1 protein-coding gene is annotated in these 1,169 nt (G+C 47.0%); it reads left to right on the forward strand.

Annotated features, from left to right (window positions below):
* Nucleotides 1–18 precede the first annotated feature (18 nt).
* A partial coding sequence (recJ, locus tag IQ257_RS29655) for a single-stranded-DNA-specific exonuclease RecJ (RefSeq protein ID WP_193933531.1) occupies nt 19–1,169 on the forward strand: 1,151 nt, incomplete at its 3' end.

A 1,169-nucleotide genomic window follows, 5' to 3' on the forward strand; every position in this document is an offset into this window, starting at 1 on the left:
GTCCACCCCGACCCTGAAATTCCCCAGTGGTTTCTTGATGCCGTCAAACAGCATACCCCAGCGTCAGACGGATATTATGCCGCTCAACTATTATGGCGGCGAGGCATCCAAGACCCGCAACAATTAACAGGGTATCTCAAGCCTGATTTATATCAACCCGCCAGTCCCTTTGAATTTGGGCAAGAAATGAAACGGGCAGTTCAACGGCTGCAACAAGCCCGTAATAATGGGGAAAAAGTTGCTATTTGGGGAGATTTTGACGCTGACGGCATTACGGCTACTAGTGTTTTATGGGAAGGACTCGGACAGTTTTTTTCCCAAAACCAGCAACTAACCTATTACATTCCCAACCGCCTCACCGAATCCCACGGTTTAAATTGCTCTGGAATTGACCAACTGGCAGCATCAGGAACTAAACTGATCGTCACCTGCGATACCGGCAGCACTAACCTAATAGAAATCGACTACGCCCAAGAGTTAGGCATTGATGTCATTATCACTGACCACCATACCCTACCAGAAGACCGCCCCTCTGTCGTTGCCATTATCAATCCCCGCTATTTTGCCGAAACTCACCCCCTATTTCACCTATCCGGTGTAGCTGTAGCCTATAAGTTGGTGGAAGCCCTGTATCAAACCTTGCCAGATATTCCCCAACAACCCCTAGAAGACTTATTAGATTTAGTGGCAATTGGTTTAATTGCCGATTTAGTGCAACTCAGTGGAGATTGCCGCTACTTAGCACAACGGGGAATTCAACGACTGCAACAGCAACTAAAAACCCGGAGTCGCCCCGGTGTGGCGCGTTTGTTGGAACTGTGCCAGCGAAATGGCGATCGCCCTACCGATATTTCCTTCGGACTTGGACCTAGAATTAATGCGGTTAGCCGTATCCAAGGGGATGCTTCCTTCTGTGTTGAGTTGCTCACCAGTCGGAATGAAAAGGATACCGAAAAATTAGCTATAGAAACAGAACTAGCCAACACTCGCCGCAAATCCTTACAAAAAGACGTTACCGAACAAGTTAAACAAAAACTAGCTCAACTTGACCTTTCTACAACTAGCGTTATTGTTTTAGAAGATCCTCAATGGGCTGTTGGTGTTTTAGGCTTAGTTGCAGGTCAAATTGCCCAAGAATATGGACGCCCTGCGATTTTATTGAGTACAGG

The sequence above is a fragment of the Coleofasciculus sp. LEGE 07092 genome (assembly GCF_015207375.1).
GTDB lineage: Bacteria > Cyanobacteriota > Cyanobacteriia > Cyanobacteriales > Coleofasciculaceae > LEGE-07092.